At 75.1% G+C, this 16384-nt stretch carries 15 protein-coding genes and 2 tRNA genes; 13 read left to right on the top strand and 4 right to left on the bottom strand.

What is annotated here, in order from left to right; genetic code table 11:
* Positions 1-29: 29 nt before the first annotated feature.
* Positions 30-626 (bottom strand): histidine phosphatase family protein, encoded by a 597-nt coding sequence (locus ACSNOK_RS19215; protein WP_436781946.1) that lies wholly within the window; start codon positions 624-626, stop codon positions 30-32.
* Positions 627-924: 298 nt separating this feature from the next.
* On the opposite strand from ACSNOK_RS19215, the gene ACSNOK_RS19210 reads away from it, so the two are divergent.
* The 7 genes from ACSNOK_RS19210 (at position 925) to ACSNOK_RS19180 (ending at position 7351) form a co-directional block, all read left to right on the top strand.
* A complete protein-coding gene (locus ACSNOK_RS19210; protein WP_436781945.1) occupies positions 925-1953 on the top strand; it encodes a phosphatase PAP2 family protein in 1029 nt (342 codons plus the stop codon).
* Positions 1856-3097, top strand: a complete 1242-nt coding sequence (locus tag ACSNOK_RS19205) for a hypothetical protein (protein ID WP_436781944.1) — start codon at positions 1856-1858, stop codon at positions 3095-3097. Before ACSNOK_RS19210 ends, ACSNOK_RS19205 begins: the two co-directional genes overlap by 98 nt.
* Entirely contained in the window at positions 3088-4656 is a 1569-nt protein-coding gene (locus ACSNOK_RS19200) for a hypothetical protein (protein ID WP_436781943.1), read from the top strand. Before ACSNOK_RS19205 ends, ACSNOK_RS19200 begins: the two co-directional genes overlap by 10 nt.
* Positions 4653-6038, top strand: a complete 1386-nt coding sequence (locus ACSNOK_RS19195) for an AAA domain-containing protein (protein WP_436781942.1) — start codon at positions 4653-4655, stop codon at positions 6036-6038. Before ACSNOK_RS19200 ends, ACSNOK_RS19195 begins: the two co-directional genes overlap by 4 nt.
* A 78-nt stretch (positions 6039-6116) precedes the next feature.
* Positions 6117-6494, top strand: coding sequence for a hypothetical protein (locus ACSNOK_RS19190; protein ID WP_436781941.1), 378 nt, complete (start codon positions 6117-6119; stop codon positions 6492-6494).
* Between the two features lie 183 nt (positions 6495-6677).
* Complete coding sequence (locus ACSNOK_RS19185; protein WP_436781940.1) at positions 6678-7259, top strand: bifunctional DNA primase/polymerase; 582 nt, start codon at positions 6678-6680, stop codon at positions 7257-7259.
* A gap of 18 nt (positions 7260-7277) precedes the next feature.
* A tRNA-Lys gene (locus ACSNOK_RS19180) sits at positions 7278-7351 on the top strand.
* An 81-nt stretch (positions 7352-7432) separates the two neighbouring features.
* On the opposite strand, the gene ACSNOK_RS19175 is transcribed toward ACSNOK_RS19180, so the two are convergent.
* On the bottom strand, positions 7433-8647 hold the full coding sequence (locus tag ACSNOK_RS19175) for a M6 family metalloprotease domain-containing protein (RefSeq protein ID WP_436781947.1): 1215 nt from the start codon (positions 8645-8647) through the stop codon (positions 7433-7435).
* 417 nt (positions 8648-9064) lie between these two features.
* On the opposite strand from ACSNOK_RS19175, the gene ACSNOK_RS19170 reads away from it, so the two are divergent.
* Positions 9065-10825 (top strand): putative bifunctional diguanylate cyclase/phosphodiesterase, encoded by a 1761-nt coding sequence (locus ACSNOK_RS19170; protein ID WP_436781939.1) that lies wholly within the window; start codon positions 9065-9067, stop codon positions 10823-10825.
* A gap of 62 nt (positions 10826-10887) precedes the next feature.
* Here ACSNOK_RS19170 and ACSNOK_RS19165 read toward each other — a convergent pair whose 3' ends face one another.
* A complete protein-coding gene (locus tag ACSNOK_RS19165; protein ID WP_436781938.1) occupies positions 10888-11994 on the bottom strand; it encodes an LLM class flavin-dependent oxidoreductase in 1107 nt (368 codons plus the stop codon).
* A gap of 385 nt (positions 11995-12379) precedes the next feature.
* Here ACSNOK_RS19165 and ACSNOK_RS19160 point away from each other — a divergent pair, with 385 nt between their 5' ends.
* The 5 genes from ACSNOK_RS19160 to ACSNOK_RS19140 all read left to right on the top strand — a co-directional run bounded on the left by ACSNOK_RS19160 (position 12380) and on the right by ACSNOK_RS19140 (position 15643).
* A complete protein-coding gene (locus tag ACSNOK_RS19160; RefSeq protein WP_436781937.1) occupies positions 12380-13141 on the top strand; it encodes an IclR family transcriptional regulator in 762 nt (253 codons plus the stop codon).
* Positions 13142-13214: 73 nt separating this feature from the next.
* A tRNA-Lys gene (locus ACSNOK_RS19155) sits at positions 13215-13288 on the top strand.
* A gap of 83 nt (positions 13289-13371) precedes the next feature.
* Positions 13372-13869 (top strand): hypothetical protein, encoded by a 498-nt coding sequence (locus tag ACSNOK_RS19150; protein WP_436781936.1) that lies wholly within the window; start codon positions 13372-13374, stop codon positions 13867-13869.
* Between the two features lie 77 nt (positions 13870-13946).
* Entirely contained in the window at positions 13947-14831 is an 885-nt protein-coding gene (locus tag ACSNOK_RS19145) for a DsbA family protein (protein WP_436781935.1), read from the top strand.
* The gene (locus ACSNOK_RS19140) at positions 14828-15643 is read left to right on the top strand and encodes a cytochrome c biogenesis CcdA family protein (protein WP_436781934.1); all 816 of its coding nucleotides are present in this window, start codon (positions 14828-14830) and stop codon (positions 15641-15643) included. Before ACSNOK_RS19145 ends, ACSNOK_RS19140 begins: the two co-directional genes overlap by 4 nt.
* A 93-nt stretch (positions 15644-15736) precedes the next feature.
* Here the strand turns inward: ACSNOK_RS19140 and ACSNOK_RS19135 are convergent.
* On the bottom strand, positions 15737-16384 hold a 648-nt coding region (locus ACSNOK_RS19135; RefSeq protein ID WP_436781933.1), incomplete at its 5' end, for a C40 family peptidase.

Genomic DNA, 16384 nt, shown 5'->3' with positions numbered 1-16384 from the left:
GGGCCGGGGCGCGCCCCGGCCCCGTCCGCTCAGCCCAGGTGACCCGTGTCGTTCCAGCGCTCGATCGCCGGCTCGCCGTAGGCCCAGCCGAGGATCGACAGGGACGTCGGCTCCAGCCGGATCCGCGCCGCGAAGGACGCCTCGAAGCCGAGCCAGCGGGCGGCGATGACGCGCAGGATGTGGCCGTGGGCGAAGACCAGGACGTCCCGGTCGGCGGCAGAGCGCGCCCAGCGGACGACCTCGTCCGCGCGGGCCGCGACCTGGTCGAGGGTCTCGCCGCCGGGGACGCCGTCGCGCCAGATCAGCCAGCCGGGCCGCTGGGCCTTGATCTCGGCGGGGGTCATGCCCTCGTAGGCGCCGTAGTCGAACTCCATCAGGGCGTCCCAGGCGGTGGCCCGCTCGCCGAAGCCGGCGAGCTCGCAGGTCTCGCTCGCGCGTACCAGGGGGCTGGTCCGGACCTCGACGCCCGGCAGGCCGTCCCAGGGGGCGCGGTGCAGGCGCTCGCCCAGGAGCTTCGCCCCGCGCCGCCCCTCCTCCAGGAGGGGGATGTCCGTGCGGCCGGTGTGCCTTCCGGACAGCGACCATTCGGTCTGTCCGTGCCGGGCCAGCAGGATGCGCGGTGCCATGGAGCGGGCTCCCTCGGAGTCTCGGTGACTTCCCCCACAAAATGTCGGGATCTGCCACAAAAGTGATGTGCGGTACGGATGGTTCGGACCCGTCGGAACTATCATCACTCACTTGCGCATCAGGCAACCCGGGGCCTTGTTCGGCCGTCTTTCCTCTCACGCGTCGCGCTTCGGGAGCCGAACAGCGGATGACCCTGGTGTTTCCGTGGAGCCACGGGCCGGTGTGCGACGGATGCGCCGCGCACCGTACGGTGGCATGCGCGCTTGTTGGCCGCCTGAACACATGGAGAGCGTCCGGATGTACCGCACCGCACCACTCGGGAAGCGGCCGCGCTGGTGGACCGAACTGCCACTGATCGCCGTCGTCTACGCGCTGTACTCGGCGGGCCGCCTGCTGGTCCGGGGCGATGTGCAGTCGGCGGTCGATCACGGTGTGTCCATACTCGACCTCGAAAAGCAGTTTCGAATAAATTTCGAACACCCGCTCAACAGGCTGTTCACGGACCACGCCTCCCTCGGTGTGCCCGCGGACTTCGCGTACGCCTCCCTGCACTACGTGCTCACCCCGGCCATCCTGGTGTGGATGTTCCGGCGCCGCCCGGAGCACTACCGCAAGGTGCGGACCTGGCTGATGATCTCCACTCTCATCGGCCTGGTGGGCTTCACCCTGCTCCCCACCTGTCCGCCCCGCCTCCTGCCGGACGGCTACGGCTTCGTCGACACCATGCACCAGTACTCGTCGTACGGATGGTGGGGCGGTGACGCCAGCGCTCCGCGTGGTCTGGGCGGGCTGACCAACCAGTACGCGGCCATGCCGAGCCTGCACGTCGGCTGGGCGCTGTGGTGCGGCGTCGTGCTGTGGCGCCACGGCCGCGGCACCTGGGCGAAGGTCCTCGGGGTCGCCTACCCCCTCGCCATCACGCTGGTGGTCATGGGCACGGCCAACCACTACTTCCTGGACGCCGTCGCGGGTGCCGCCGTCATGGGCGTCGGCCTGCTGCTGACCCGGCCCGCGCTGCGCTTCGGCGAGCGGATCCGCGCCCGGGCGCCCCGCTCCCTGCCCTCGCTCGTCCCCGCCGGACCTGCGGAGATGCCCGAGAGCCCGGCGATTGTCAGTGCGGGGTGCGAGACTTCGGCTCGTACTGCGCTCCCGCGCACGACCGCGCCCGGTGTTCCCGCCGGGAGCGGCCGGCCGGGCGCGCCGGAGAGACAGCGCGAGGCGGACGCCAGTGAGCACACCCCTTCGATCCCTTCGGAACTCCCCCGGCAGCCGGTCCGCGGAGCCGGGGGCGGCCGGCCCGACGGCGCTCCCGCGGCGGCTCGCTGAGCTGCGCGGGCCGGACGTCCCGCCGCGCCCGCTGGACGCCCGCGCCCTGGCGGCCCTCGCCGCCAACCCCGGCTGCCGCCGCCGCGCCCTGCTCGACGGCGCCGGGGTCGACAAGGCCGCCCTCGCCCGGGCGCTCGGGGCGCCCGCCGCGTTCGGCCAGTCGCAGTTCGCCATAGCCCGCGGCAACGCCTTCGAGGCCCGGGTGAAGGCCGACGGCGGCGCCGAGCTCGTCCGGCTGCTGCACGCCGCGCTCCCCGCCGGGCAGGCCCCGGAGCCCCCGGACGCGGTCGACACGCCGGACCTCTCCGCCGCCGGCCCCGAGGGCCGCACGGCCCGTACCGCCCTGGTCCTGCGGGAGGCCACGGCCGCCGGCCGGTGGGCGCTGCTCGACCACCCCATGCTGGCCCTCACCGTGGCCGGCACCCCCGCCTACCTGGAGCCGGACGCCGTCGTCGTGCACCCGGACGGCACCTGGACGGTGGTCGAGATCAAGTCCTTCGCCCTGATCGACGGCGCGGCCGACGCCGCCAAGGCCGGGGCCGCCGCCCGGCAGGCCGCGGTGTACGCGCTCGCCCTGGAGACGGTGGCGGACCGCCTGCCGGGCCCGGCCCCCGAGGGCGGCCGGGTGCGCCACCAGGCGCTGCTGGTCTGCCCCAAGGACTTCTCCAACCTGCCGGCCGCCGCCCTCCTCGACCTCCGCAAGCCGCGTGCCACCACCCGCCGCCAGCTCGGCCGGCTCACCCGGGTCGAGGAGATCGCCGCCGCCCTCCCGCCGGGCACCACCTTCGCCCCGGACCGGCCGGCGGCCGAGCTGGCCGACGCCGTCGAGGCGGTCGACGCGGCGTACGCTCCGGACTGCCTCGCCGCCTGCGAGCTGGCCTTCCACTGCCGGGACCGGGCCCGCGCCGCCGGCGACGTCCGGCACCTGGGCCGGAACGTGCGCTCCGGGCTGGGCGGTCTGACCACGGTCGAGGAGGTCCTCGCGGCGGCCGGGGGCGGCTGCCCGTCCGGCGCCCCGGACCGTCCCGACGGCCCCGACAGCCCCGAGGACCCCGCGGTCGCCGCCCTCCGGCGCGCCGCCGCCCTGCGCGCCGAGGCCCTGGCCGTCGCCGGCCGTCCCGAGGGGACGGACGCGTGTCGCTGATCACCTCGCTCGCCCGGCTGGAGGCACTGCAAGCCGGCCGCGCCCGCCCCCTGGCCACCGTCCGCCACCGGCACCTGTCGGACCGCCCCCTGGTGTTCGTCCCGCTCACCACGGCCGGCGAGACGGGCGCGCCCCTCGGCGCCCTCGTCGGCACCGACCGCGACGCGCCCCGCCTGCTGACGGTCCCCCAGCCGCGCGACCGGGCCCTGCGGTTCGCCTTCCTGGCCGAGCTCGCCGAGGCGGTCCTGCCGTACGTCGAGGGGTTCGCGGACGACACGGTCGCCGAGGAGCGCAAGGAGACCGACCCGGAGACCGGCCGCCGCACGACCGTCACGGCCGAGCTGTGCGCGGACGCCCCGCAGCTGCTGGTGCCCGGCCCGGCCGCGGTGGAGTACGTCCGGCTGCTCGGCCGCTCCATGCGCTTCCGGCGCACCGCCGAGGAGGATCCGGCGGCCGACTGGCCGGCGCCGCCGCGCGTCCCGCTGCTCGGCCGCTGGCTCACCCACTACGGGGAGCGCGCCCAGCTCCCCGGCAGCTCCCTCCTGCTGCCGATGACCGGGCTGCTCTCCCGGCACTGGGCCACCGGCCAGAGCCAGCTGGAGGACCAGCACCTGGGCGCGCTGCTCGCCTGGATCGACCCGCCGAAAGACGCCTCGGGCCCGGAGGCGGCCCGCCGCGCCGAGCTGGAGCGCGACGCCGACGGCCTGCTGCTCCACCCGCCCGCCGGCCCGGCCACCGACCCGGCCTTCGACAACAAGCTGCTGGCCCCCGCCATCGCCCGCTACGACCGGGCCCGCACGGCGGTCCTGGAGACCGGCCGCGGCCACGCCGGGCTGCGCGCCGCGGACACCGCCCTGCGCACCCTGCTCCTCTCGCAACTGCTGCCCACCTGGAACGCCGTCTGGCGCGGCGTCGACCTGCTGCGCGCCCTACCGGAGGGCGCCTCGGTCGCCGAGCGCTGGAAGCGCGACCGCTGGTCGTACACCGGCCACCGGGACCGGCTGCGGGCCGGCGAGCCGCCGCAGCCCCGGCGGGACGACGCGGTCACCGCCGCGCGGAAGCTCGCCGCCCGGGAGACCGCCCAGGCCCGGCTGGACGCCCAGGAGGCGCTGGACGACCCGCTGGTCATGGCCGGGCGGCGGCTGGCGGGCGAGGCGTTCGCCGGGGAGGTGACCGAGGTGGTGATGGCCTACTCGGAGGCGAAGGTGCCGCGCCCGCGTCCGCTCGTCACCGTCCGTACGGACGACACGCCGCTGCTGGAGGAGGGCGCGCGGGTCCACCGCCCGCTGCCCGACGGACGCTCGCAGTCCGCCGAGTTCGTGGCGGCCGGCCCGGCCGGGCTGACCGTCCGGATCACCGGCGGCATGGGCCGCGGCAAGGTCCCCGACGAGGGGACGGTGCCGGCGCCCGGCGACCGGGTCTGCTGGACCTTGTTCGAACACATGCCCAGGGGCGGCCCGGAGCTGCCCGAGCCCGAGCGCACCCCCTGGACCCACGGCGGCCCGCCCGGGGCCCGGGCGGAGGAGCCCGATCCGGTGACCGCGGAGGACCTTCTGTGACCCAGGAAGCGATCCCGGCCCAGGCCGGGCCGGCGCGGGAGCCCCGCGTCTTCGACCCGTCGGCGGCCGCCGCCGCGGCCACGGACGCCATCCTGCGCGACACGCTGGACGGCCGGCACCGCGGCGTCGTCGTCGACTCGCCGCCCGGCGCCGGCAAGTCGACGCTGGTCGTCCGCGCCGCGCTGGAGCTGGCCCGGGCGGGCCGGCCGCTGATGGTCGTCGCGCAGACCAACGCCCAGGTGGACGACCTGGTGCTGCGGCTGGCCGAGGAGGACGCCGAGCTGCCGGTCGGGCGGCTGCACAGCAGCGACCCGCGCCCCTACGACCCGGCGCTCGACGGGCTCGACCAGGTGGTCACGTCCACGAAGGCCGCCGACCTCGCCGGGCTGGACGTGGTCGTCTCCACCGCCGCGAAGTGGGCGCACACCAAGGTGGCCGAGCCCTGGGGGCAGGCCATCGTCGACGAGGCGTACCAGATGCGCTCGGACGCGCTGCTGGCCGTGGCGGGCCTGTTCGACCGGGCCCTGTTCGTGGGCGACCCGGGCCAGCTGGACCCGTTCAGCGTGGTGGGCGCCGAGGGGACGGCCCAGTGGGCCGGCCTGTCATACGACCCGTCGGTGAGCGCGGTGAGCACCCTCCTGGCCCACAACCCCGGGCTGCCGCAGCACCGGCTGCCGGTGTCCTGGCGGCTCCCGGCGTCCGCCGCGCGCCTGGTCTCCGAGGCGTTCTACCCGTACACCCCCTTCCGCAGCGGCACGGACCACGGCGACCGGTCGATGTCCTTCGGCGTCCGGCGGGACGGCTCGGCGGTGGACCGGGTGCTGGACGAGGCCGCCGCGTCCGGCTGGGGGCTGCTGGAGCTGCCCGAGCGGCACGTGCCGCGCACGGATCCGGAGGCGGTCGGGGCGGTGGCCCTGGTGGTGCGCCGGATGCTCGACCGGGGCGCGGCCGTGACCAGCGAGCGCTCCCCGGACCCCGTTCCGCTCACGGCCGCGCGGATAGCGGTGGGCACCGCCCACCGGGACCAGGCGGCGGCGGTGCGGGCGGCGCTGGCGGAGCACGGCGTGACCGGCGTCACAGTGGATACGGCCAACCGGCTCCAGGGCCGCGAGTTCGACGTCACCGTCGTCCTGCACCCCCTCTCGGGCCGCCCCGACGCCACCGCCTTCCACCTGGAGACCGGCCGCCTCTGCGTCCTGGCCTCGCGCCACCGGCACGCGTGCGTGGTGGTGTGCCGCGCGGGGGTGGACCGGCTGCTGGACGAGCACCCCTCGACGGAGCCGGTGCGGCTGGGTGTCGCGGTGAAGTTCCCGGACGGCTGGGAGGCGAATTTCGCGGTGCTGACGCACCTGAGCGAGCACCGGGTGCGATGGCGGCCCTGACGCGGGGACGGCCCGCGGAGGGCGGGCCCCCTTGCGCGCGGCGCGACAATGGATGGCGGCGCAGACGATCCTGGAGGTATGTACATGTGCGAGTGCGAGCCGAAACAGGCTCCCGGACCGGGCGGTGGCGCGGCCCCCCGCCGCAGGCCCGCTCCGCTGCTCTTCGAGCCGCCCGAGGCCGTCTCGGAGGCCGAGCACTTCTTCGACCTCGAGTCGATCGAGGATCCGCGCGAACTGCTGACCCGTTCGACCGAGCTGGCCCTGGCCTTCCGGGCCGCGGCCGACCGCGCGGTCGAGTTCCAGGCGGTGGCGGCGGCCCAGCTCGCCGATCCCCGGCGGTTCGACCGGCTGCCCACGGCCGTGATCGCGGAGCGCGCCGAGTGGAGCGAGGACTACGCCAAGAAGATGGTGGAATTCGGCCGGGAGCTGCTGCGCAGCGGCAGAACGGCCGACTGAGGCCCGCTCCGGCGGCCTACGCCGACGAGCCCGCTGCGGCGCCCCCGCCCCGTACTCGGCCCATGGCCCACCTCATGGGCCGTTGGCATATGCGGCGCACAACCTAGCGCACCCCGCGCCACGCTGTCCCGAATTCACGGAACTGCCGCCACCCGCCCCCGGTGGCGAGCCGACCATGAGGGCATGGACTCCAGGTCGCGCGTTCCGCACCCCGCCCGCTTCCCGCAGCCGTCCCTCCCGAGCGAGCCGGTCCGCCCCGCCGGGGCCGAGTGGCTCGCCTCGGCCAGCCCGCTCCCCCGCAGTGTGCTGGCCCTGTGGGCGGCCGATCCGCGGACCACGCTGCTGCTGCCGTGCGGGCGGGCCTTCGACGTGATCGGCGTCCCGTCGCTGTTCGGACGCCGGATGCTGGACCGGCTGTGGTCGGACGGGCCGGGCTCCGGGCCGGCCGCCGCCCAGCAGGGCCGCCTGCTGCTGTTCGCCTCGCCCGGCACGGCCCAGCGGCTGCCGGCGCTGTTGCGCTGGGAGGAGTGGGGCCGGGCCGTCCCGCCCCTGTTGTGCCTGGGCACGGGCGACGCCGTGACGGTGCCCCCGCCGTTCCCGCCGGACGGCACGGAGCCGGTCCCCCCGGCCTCGCGCTGGGTGGTCGCCCCTGACGTGCGGCATCCCTGGCTGCCGGGGCCCGACGTCCTGCTCTGGGCCTGCGTCCGCACCGCCCGCGCCGGGCTCAAACATACGGATTTTCTTTCCACCGGATCAGGGTGCTAGAGTCTTCTCTGTCAGCAGGCGCCGCTAGCTCAGTTGGTTAGAGCAGCTGACTCTTAATCAGCGGGTCCGGGGTTCGAGTCCCTGGCGGCGCACAGACGGGGAAAGCCCCTCCACTTCGGTGGAGGGGCTTTTTCGTGCGCCGGGGAGGCGGTGGGTGCCGAGGAGGCCGAGGGTCACTCCCGGGTGACCCGGACCGTCCACGCCCCGTCCGCCGCCCGGCCGCGGACCGCCACCCGCACCCCGTCCTCCGCCACCGTCAGGCTCTCCCCCACGCCGAGCGGCGCGTCGGCCAGCGGCGGGTAGACGGCCTCACCCGGGCAGGCCAGGGTGCCGGGATGTCCGTCCACCACTTGGACGGGCCCGCCGCCGGACGGCGTCTCGCTGTCCACCCGGTAGACCAGGACGCCCTCGGTGCAGGTGGTCGCGTCGTTGCCGGCCGCGGTCCTGGCCTCCACCACCACGGCGCTGGTCGCCCCGGTCCTGGCCACCACCAGCCGCGTCCGGGTGTCCCCCGGCCGCATCGGGGCCTCCAGTGGCTGGACGGTGTGCACGGCCCCGCCCCGGCCGGCGACGCAGTCGACTTGCCGGGCGTCGAGCCAGCCCAGTTTCCATTTGTGCCAGCCGAAGGGGTCGGCGGCCAGTCCGAACTGGCTGCCCATGAGGTCCCAGTCGCCGACGTGGGTGTCCCAGTCGCCCTTGCCCTCGGAGGGCCGGTGGTAGAGGTCGGGCAGGTCCAGGACGTGCCCGGTCTCGTGGGCGAGGACGTTGCGGTCGGGCGGGTGGTGCTCGAAGACCGTGACGACCCGGCGCAGTTCGGCGCCGTCGACCTCCAGCGGGCGCTCCAGGTTGACGACCTTGGTGGCGTCGGAGTCCACCCCGGGGGCGTCCGGGTCGGCGACCAGGTAGACCAGCCCGTAGCGGCCGAAGTCCACGGCGCCGCGTGCGGCGGTGATGGCGTCCCTCAGATAGGCGGTACGCAGTTCGCCGTCCCAGTCGCGCTGTATCCGGTACGCGGTGGAGGGCCGGGGCATCCGGAACCACCGGTCGACGGGGTGGGCGCGGACTGAGAACCGGCCGTAGGAGGCCTGTTCGAAGAACCGGGAGGTGCCGGGGAAGTGGTCCGCCACGAGCTGGGCGGGGGTGGCGACCGGCCGGGAGTCCGGGAAGGAGAGGAAGACCATGACGGCGTCCAGCCGGCCGAGGGCGCGCGGGTAGGACGGGTTCCGGGTGTCCAGCCCCTCGGAGTGGTGGGCGTCGCTGCGGGGCAGCGCGCAGGGGCCGCCCGGCCCGACGGCCCGGGCGGGGTTCGCGACCAGGGTCGCGGCGATGGCGCAGAGGCAGGTCAGCACCGCCCACAGGCGGCGCAGCCCGGACCGTTCCACCCCCATGGGTGTCTGCGGACGCACCACGTCGACCTCCCGGGACGGATTCGGGACACCTCTCCCACCCTCGGGCGGTTTGTAGTGTTATGCCCTGTTCCGGTCCCCCGGTCGAGTGACTAGGCCGACTTCTGGGTACATCACACTCAGTCACGGACGGTCAATCGAGAATGTCATCGAGATGCACGCCCATGCAGCCTCGGCCCCGAGCGGGCATGGACGTACAGAAACGGTCGAATCCAGGGTCGCGGCTCCCCTGATCCGAACCCGGCCGCTGGAACGGGCCCCGTACGAGCCCTATGATCGCCACATTTGCAGCATGGATTGCCCCAACCGGCGGCCCGATGCCGTCAATTCGACCACGCGTACGAGACTCATGAAAGCCGCACGAGACGGTGCGGAACGATTGCCACGCGGGAGCGAGCGGTGAGCGGAACCCTCGACGGCCAGGGCGGCGCGCCGGGTGCGGCGGCGCCCGTCGTCACACAACGTCACGTCAACGCGGATGATTTCCGCGCTGCCTTCCGGGCCGCGCACCTCGGGATGGCCGTCGTCGGGGCCGACGGCCTGGTGCGCGTCGCCAACGACGCCCTCGGGGCGCTGCTGGGCACCGACCCCGCCCGGCTGGAGGGCTGCCCCGCGGCCGAGTTCACCGGGCTGCGCGAGGACTCCCGGACCTGGAACGCGTACCGGGAGGTACTGCTCGGCCGCCGGGCCCGGCTCAACTGCACCCGCCGGCTGCGGCGCCCCGGCGGACGGGCGGTCTGGGCCGAGGTGGCCGTCACCCCGCTGCCGGGCGGCCGCGACGCCCTGCTGTCGGTCGCCGACATCAGCGAGCGCCGGGACCTGCGCGCCCGGCTGCGGCATCTGCGGATGCACGACCCGGTGACCCGGCTGCCCAACCGGAGCCTGTTCTTCGAGCGGCTGGCCGCCGCGCTGGCCGCGGCGGAGGAGGACGCGGACGCCCGGATCGGCCTCTGCTACCTGGACCTCGACGGTTTCAAGGCCGTCAACGACACCCTCGGCCACCGCGCCGGCGACCGGCTGCTCTGCGCGGTGGCCCGCCGGCTGCGCGACTGCGCCGCGGAGGGCGGCCACCTGGTGGCCCGGCTGGGCGGCGACGAATTCGCGCTGCTGGTCGAGGAGTCGGCCGGCACCGAACAGCTCGTCGCCCTCGCCGCTGCCGTACTGGCCGCGCTCCAGCGGCCGTTCGAGGTCGAGGGCCAGCGGCTGGCGGTGTCGGCGAGCATCGGGCTCGTCGAGCGGCCGGCCGCCGGGACGCACGCCACCGAGCTGATGCAGGCCGCCGACACCACGCTGTACTGGGCGAAGGCGGACGGCAAGGCGCGCTGGGCGCTCTTCGACCCGGAGCGCAACGCCCACCGGATGACCCGGCAGGCCCTGTCCAGCACCCTCCGGCCGGCCGTCGAGCGGGGCGAGTTCGTCCTCCAGTACCAGCCGCTGGTCGGGTTGGGTGACGGTGTCGTCCGGGGGGTGGAGGCCCTGGTGCGCTGGCACCACCCGCAGTTCGGCACCCTCGCGCCGAACCGGTTCATCGGGCTGGCCGAGGAGACGGGCGCGATCGTGCCGCTCGGCCGCTGGGTGCTGGAGACCGCCTGCCGCCAGGCCCGCCGCTGGCAGCTGGAGCGCCCGGACGAACCGCTCGTGGTCAGCGTCAATGTGGCGGTCCGTCAGGTCTGGGACTCCGACCTGGTCGCGGACGTGGCGGCGATCCTCGCCGAGACGGGGCTGCCGCCGCGCCTGCTCCAACTGGAGCTGACCGAGTCCGCGGTGATGGGCTCGGCGGGCCGGCCGCTCCAGCAGCTGCGCCGGCTGAGCGACATGGGCGTCGCCATCGCCATCGACGACTTCGGCACCGGCTACTCCAACCTCTCCTACCTCAGCAGGCTCCCGGTCTCCACGCTGAAGCTGGACGGCTCGTTCGTCCACGGCTTCCGTACCGACGAGCCGCCGAACCCGGCGGACGAGACGATCGTCGAGGCCCTCGTCCAACTGGCGCACCGGCTGGGGCTGTCGGTGACGGCGGAGTGCGTGGAGAACGCGGAACAGGCGGAACGGCTGGGGCGGATCGGCTGCGACACCGGGCAGGGCTGGTTCTACTCCCGCCCGGTGGGCGCGGAGCGGATCTCCGCGCTGCTGGGGGTGGGGGCGCGGGCGGCGGTGTGAGCCGGCCGCGCCCCTCGTCCACCCGGCGCCGGTGACGACCGCCGGAGCGGCCCGCGCGCCCCCTACAGGGCGGGAGCGCTGGGCATGCCGTACGCGTCCGCGATCAGCTCGTAGCTGCGCAGCCGGGCGTCGGGCCCGTGCACATTGGCGGTGATCATCAGCTCGTCGACGCCCGTCCGCCGCACCAGCGCGTCCAGCCCCTCGCGCACCTCGTCCGGGGTGCCGTGGACCACGTTCCGCAGCCAGTCGTCGACGAAGTCGCGCTCCATCTCGCTGAACTCGTACGCCTCGGCCTCCTCGGGCGTCGGCACCAGCCCCGGCCGTCCCCGGCGCAGTCGGACCATGGACAGCGCTCCGGTGAGCACCTGGCGGCGCGCCTCCGCCGGGTCGTCCGCCGCCAGCGCCTGGACGCCGATCTTGGCGTACGGGCGGTCGAGGACGGCCGACGGGCGGAAGGACGCGCGGTACAGGTCGAGGGCCGGGACGGTGTTGGCCGCCGAGAAGTGGTGGGCGAAGGAGAACGGCAGCCCCAGCGCCCCGGCGAGCCGCGCGCTGAACCCGGAGGAGCCGAGCAGCCAGACGGACGGCCGGTCGGCCCGCTGCACCCCGCCGGGCACCCGGCCCTGCACGGGACCGGGCACTGCGTGGATCCGGGCGTAGGGGTGGCCGTCCGGGAAGTCGTCGTCGAGGAAGCGGATCAGCTCGGAGAGCTGCTGCGGGAACTCGTCCGCCCCTTCCGCGAGCCGGTCCGCCCGGCGCAGGGCGGCGGCGGTGGCGCCGTCCGTGCCGGGCGCGCGCCCGAGCCCCAGGTCGATGCGCCCCGGCGCGAACGCCTCCAGGGTGCCGAACTGCTCGGCGATCACCAGCGGTGCGTGGTTGGGCAGCATCACCCCGCCGGAACCGAGCCGGATCCGGTCCGTCCGGGCCGCGAGGTGGGCCAGGATCACGGCGGGCGAGGAGCTGGCGACGCCGGGCATCGAGTGGTGCTCGGCGACCCAGTAGCGGTGGTAGCCGAGCCGCTCGGTCAGCCGGGCGAGCTCGACGGTGGTCTCCAGCGCCTGCCGCGCCGTCCGGCCGGCGCCCACGGTGGCCAGGTCCAGTACGGACAGCGGGACGGGGGCGCGTCCGCGAGGGGTCGCCCGGATGATCTCGTCGTGCTCGTCGGCCACGGTGGCCCGCCTCCCTGCTCGCTGTCGCGCGGTGCGCGCTGGCTGTCGTGGGTCCGGCCGGGCGCGCCCGGCCGCCTCGCGGACGCCGTGTGGCGCCGGTTTCGCGTCCGGGACGCCGGTGCGCAGCACCCCCGGAGGGGGCGCCCGCGCGGATGTCCTGCCGCCGGTCCCACCGGAGGTCAACCGGAGCCTCACTCCGCTTTATTCCCCGCCCCGCGCGCCGGTCGGGCCAGCGGCCCGGCATACCGGCGGCATATGCCGCCGACCAGCGCCATGGTCCCGAGCGTTCCGGAGCCCCTCCTTCTCGCGCAACCCCCTCTCCCCGCGGGCGGCTTCGCCCTATCGTGAGAAGCGGAACACCCGCGCGACCAGCCAAGGGGAGACCGTGGCGCTCAAGCCCGAGCCGATCACACCGTTCCACTCGGTGCAGCACGCCCTGCGCGTCCTGGAGACGGTCACCAAATACTCCGGCGGCGTGAGCGAGGCCCAGCTCGCCCGGGAGGCCGGCCTGCCCGCCGGGCGCCTCGCCCACCTGCTGAGCATGCTCCGCCGGGAGCGGTACGTGGAGCGGGTCGGCGAGGACGCCTACGCCGCGGGCCCCGCGCTCGCCCTGCTGACCACGGGCGGCGGCCGGGACGCCGCCCTCACCGACCGGCTCCAGCGGGCGCTCGCCCGGCTGCGCGACACCATCGGCGCGGCCGTCTACCTGAGCGGGTACGTCGACGGCGAGGTCCGGATCACCCAGTACGCGGACGGGCCGGGGGCGCCGCGCGTGCACGAGTGGGTGGACTTCCGCACCGCCGCCCACGCGAGCGCGCTGGGCAAGTGCCTGCTCACCCAGCTCGACCACGACGACCGGCGCGACCACTTCTCCCGGCACCGGACCGCCCGGCTCACCTCCCGGACGATCACCGACGAGAAGACGCTGCTCACCCGGCTCGCCGCGCAGCCCGCCAGCGTTCCCGTCCTGGACCTGCAGGAGTACGCGGTGGGCACGGTCTGCGCCGCCGTCCCGATCACGGCGGGCAAACGAGTGGGCTCGCTCGCCCTCTCCCTCCCGCTCGCCCACGCCCACCGGCTCCGCCAGGCGGCCGAGGCGCTCAACCGGCACGCCGCCCCGATGCTGCTCTCGCTCGCCCTCCAGTGAGGCCGGAGTGGCCCTCGGAGGCGGGTGGTGCGAAGCACCCCTCGGGACCAGGTAGTATTTACTTCGTCAGCAGGCGCCGCTAGCTCAGTTGGTTAGAGCAGCTGACTCTTAATCAGCGGGTCCGGGGTTCGAGTCCCTGGCGGCGCACCGACAGCAGAAGGCCCCTCACTCCGGTGAGGGGCCTTCTGCGTAGCGGAGACCGGTGGAACAGGCGGGAGAGGAGGGATCACGTGCACCAGCGGCGCCGCCCCTCGGCAGCCGGCCTGATGCTGCTGCTCCTGCTGGCCGTCCTCGGCCCGGCCCTCTCCGTCCCGGCGTCCGCCGCCGCGGCATCGACACTCCCGGCACCGGCGCTCCCGGCATCTACCGCCGAGGCCGCCCTCACCGGGGTACGAGCGGTGGAGGCGCCCACCGGGGTACGGGCCGACGCGCCCGCCTCCAGCCCATTCACCGCCTCACGGCCGGACGCGCCGTCCCCGAAGGGAGCGGCGGTCGTCGCCGCCCGGGACGACCACGGCGACGACGACGGCGGAAGCTGCCGGCCGCACGACGTACCGGCGAAGGGCACAGACGCCGTCGTCCCGCACGCCCCCACCGACCCGCTGACCGCGTCGGCCGCCGCGCGCTCCCCTCTCCCCCAGCTCCCGGCACCCCGGGCCCGCGCGCCCCGGGCGCCGCCCGCGTCGCTCGCCGGCCGCGCCGAGCTCCTCCCCGTCCTGCGGATCTAGACCCGCCCGTACGGCCCGCACCGGGCCGTACTCCGGCATGCCTGGATTCCGCCGAGACCCCTGGAGCTCCGCCCGTTATGTCCCCTACGCCGTCTTCCTCCACGCCGTCCTCCCCGCGGCAGCCGTCCGACCGGAAGAACCCGAAAAACCAGAAGAAGCAGAAGAACCAGAAGCCCCGGAAGACCCCGGCCACCCCCGCCACCACCGGCCGCCGGCTCGCCGCCGTCGGCGCGGGCGCGGCCCTCGTGGTGGCGGCCGTCGCCGCCGGGCTGGCCATCGCCAAGGCCTCGGGCGGTTCCGACGACCGGTCCGACGGCGCCAAGCCCGCCGCCACCGCCTCCGCCGACCCGCAGCAGTCCCTCTTCGACGAGGCGGAGCGGATGACGAGCCGCCGGGAGAAGGACGATCCGCTCGCTCTCGGCAAGCCGGACGCGCCCGTGGTCCTGGTGGAGTACGCCGACTACCAGTGTTCGTTCTGCGGCCGTTTCACCAGGGAAAGCCAGCCGAAACTGATAAAAAAGTATGTGGACGAGGGCATACTGCGGATCGAGTTCCGTAACTTCCCGATCTTCGGTGATCCCTCGCAGCGCGCCGCCCGCGCCTCCTGGGCGGCAGGGCGACAGGGCCGCTTCTGGCAGTTCCACGACGAGCTCTACGCCAAGACCCGCAAGGGCGACGCCTTGGCCGAGGACAAGCTCGTCGACATGGCCGAGTCCGCCGGGGTCGGCGACCTCGACCGCTTCCGCGCCGACATGAAGAGCGACGCCTCCGAGGAGGCCGTCAAGAAGGACCAGCAGGAGGGCTACCGCCTCGGCGTCAGCAGCACCCCGTCCTTCCTCGTCGGCGGCCGGCCCCTCGCCGGGGCCCAGCCGATGAAGGAGTTCGAGGCGGCCATCGAGCAGGCCAGGGCGACCAAGGCGGCCAAGGGGAACGAGGCGGCGAAGGGGCGGCCGGGCGCATGAGCGACATCGGCTACCTCGCCGCGTTCCTCGGCGGCGTCCTCGCCCTGGTCAGCCCGTGCAGCGCCCTGTTGCTGCCCGCGTTCTTCGCCTACTCGCTCGCGAGCCCGGGCCGGCTGCTGGCCCGGACCGGCGTCTTCTACCTCGGCCTCGCCACCACACTGGTCCCGCTCGGCGCGGCCTCGGGCGCGGCCAGCCGGCTGTTCAACGGCCACCGCGAGGCGCTCGTGACGGCCGGCGGGTGGATCGTCATCGTCCTGGGCGCCGCCCAGATCGTCGGCCTGGGCTTCGCCTCACGGAAGGCCCAGGCCGCGGCCGGCCGCCTCACCCCGCGCACGGCGGCCTCCACCTATCTGCTGGGCTGCGTGTACGGACTGGCCGGCTTCTGCGCCGGACCGATCCTCGGCTCCGTGCTGGCCATGACGGCCATGCGCGGCGAGGCGGTCCAGGGGGCCGCGATGCTCGCCGTCTACGCCCTGGGCATGGCGCTGCCGCTGTTCGTCCTGGCCCTGTTCTGGGACCGGTTCCGGCTGGGCACCCGAGGCTGGCTCCGAGGCCGCGAGATCACACTCGGCCGCGTCCGCCTCCACACCACTTCTCTCCTCTCCGGCCTCTTCTTCATCGCCATCGGCGTCCTCTTCCTCCGCTACGACGGCACCACCGGCCTTCCCGGCCTCCTCGACGCCGACCAGGAAGCGAGCCTGGAGGAGACCGCCTCCCGGCTCGGCAACGCCGTGCCGGACCTCGTGGTGCTGGCGGTCGTGGCGCTGGTGGTGGCGGGGGTGCTGGCGAGGGTGGCGTTCCGGAAGCGGTGACGGTTCCCGCGACACCTCAGGGCGCGCCGGACGTGCAGGTTCCGGCGCCGTCCGGGGGCCGGGGGGGGCGGGGGCCGGCCGGAGCGCCCGGCGTCAGGCCGCGCGGGGCAGCCGCACCCGTCCGTACAGGTTCGGCTTGTACCGGGCGAACGTCGAGATCCGCACCTTGGTACCGGGCCTGGCCGCCTCCAGGTATCGGTCGCCACCGAGGTAGATCGCCACGTGGTGCACCCCGGACGCCCGCCCGTTGCGCGACCAGAACACCAGGTCCCCCCGGCGCAGGGCGCCACGCGGAATCCGTGCCGTGGCCCGGTACTGATCCGCGGCGATCCGCGGCAGTCGGACGCCCGCCCGGCGGTACGCCATCTGTACGAGGCCGGAGCAGTCCCAGCGGTGCGGCCCCTTGCCGCCCAGCGCGTACACGTCACCGATGTGCGCCAGCGCGTACGCGACGGCCGCCTCAAGCCCCTTGGCCGCGGCCGCGGCGTCCGTGGCACCGGAAGACGTCCCGGCCTCGGGCGCGGGGAGGGCCGTCGCGACCGCGCCCTCGTCCGGCGTGACCTCGGGCGCGTCGGACGGAAGAGGGGCAGCCACATCGTCCCGCCCCGCGGCGCCGCCGGTACCGGCCCCCGTACCGTCCGCCTCCGGCAGCATCGCTTCCGCCCCCTCGGGTGTCCCGACCGCCTCGGCTCCCTCGGGCAGCGCGCCGGCCCCGGGGCCGGTACGGACGAGGGCGGGGTG

The sequence above is a fragment of the Streptomyces sp. URMC 126 genome, assembly GCF_051386555.1.
In the GTDB taxonomy this organism is placed as follows: Bacteria; Actinomycetota; Actinomycetes; order Streptomycetales; family Streptomycetaceae; genus Streptomyces.
Note: the sequence above shows the minus strand (reverse complement) of the source record. Positions and strands in the feature narration are given on the sequence as shown.

What these genes read in the sequence shown, in the direction of transcription:
- ACSNOK_RS19215 (WP_436781946.1), bottom strand. Translation starts at nt 626, where the DNA reads ATGGCACCGCGCATCCTGCTGGCCCGGCACGGACAGACCGAATGGTCG.
- ACSNOK_RS19210 (WP_436781945.1), top strand. Translation starts at nt 925, where the DNA reads ATGTACCGCACCGCACCACTCGGGAAGCGGCCGCGCTGGTGGACCGAA.
- ACSNOK_RS19190 (WP_436781941.1), top strand. Translation starts at nt 6,117, where the DNA reads ATGTACATGTGCGAGTGCGAGCCGAAACAGGCTCCCGGACCGGGCGGT.
- ACSNOK_RS19185 (WP_436781940.1), top strand. Translation starts at nt 6,678, where the DNA reads ATGGACTCCAGGTCGCGCGTTCCGCACCCCGCCCGCTTCCCGCAGCCG.
- ACSNOK_RS19175 (WP_436781947.1), bottom strand. Translation starts at nt 8,647, where the DNA reads ATGGGGGTGGAACGGTCCGGGCTGCGCCGCCTGTGGGCGGTGCTGACC.
- ACSNOK_RS19145 (WP_436781935.1), top strand. Translation starts at nt 13,947, where the DNA reads ATGTCCCCTACGCCGTCTTCCTCCACGCCGTCCTCCCCGCGGCAGCCG.
- ACSNOK_RS19140 (WP_436781934.1), top strand. Translation starts at nt 14,828, where the DNA reads ATGAGCGACATCGGCTACCTCGCCGCGTTCCTCGGCGGCGTCCTCGCC.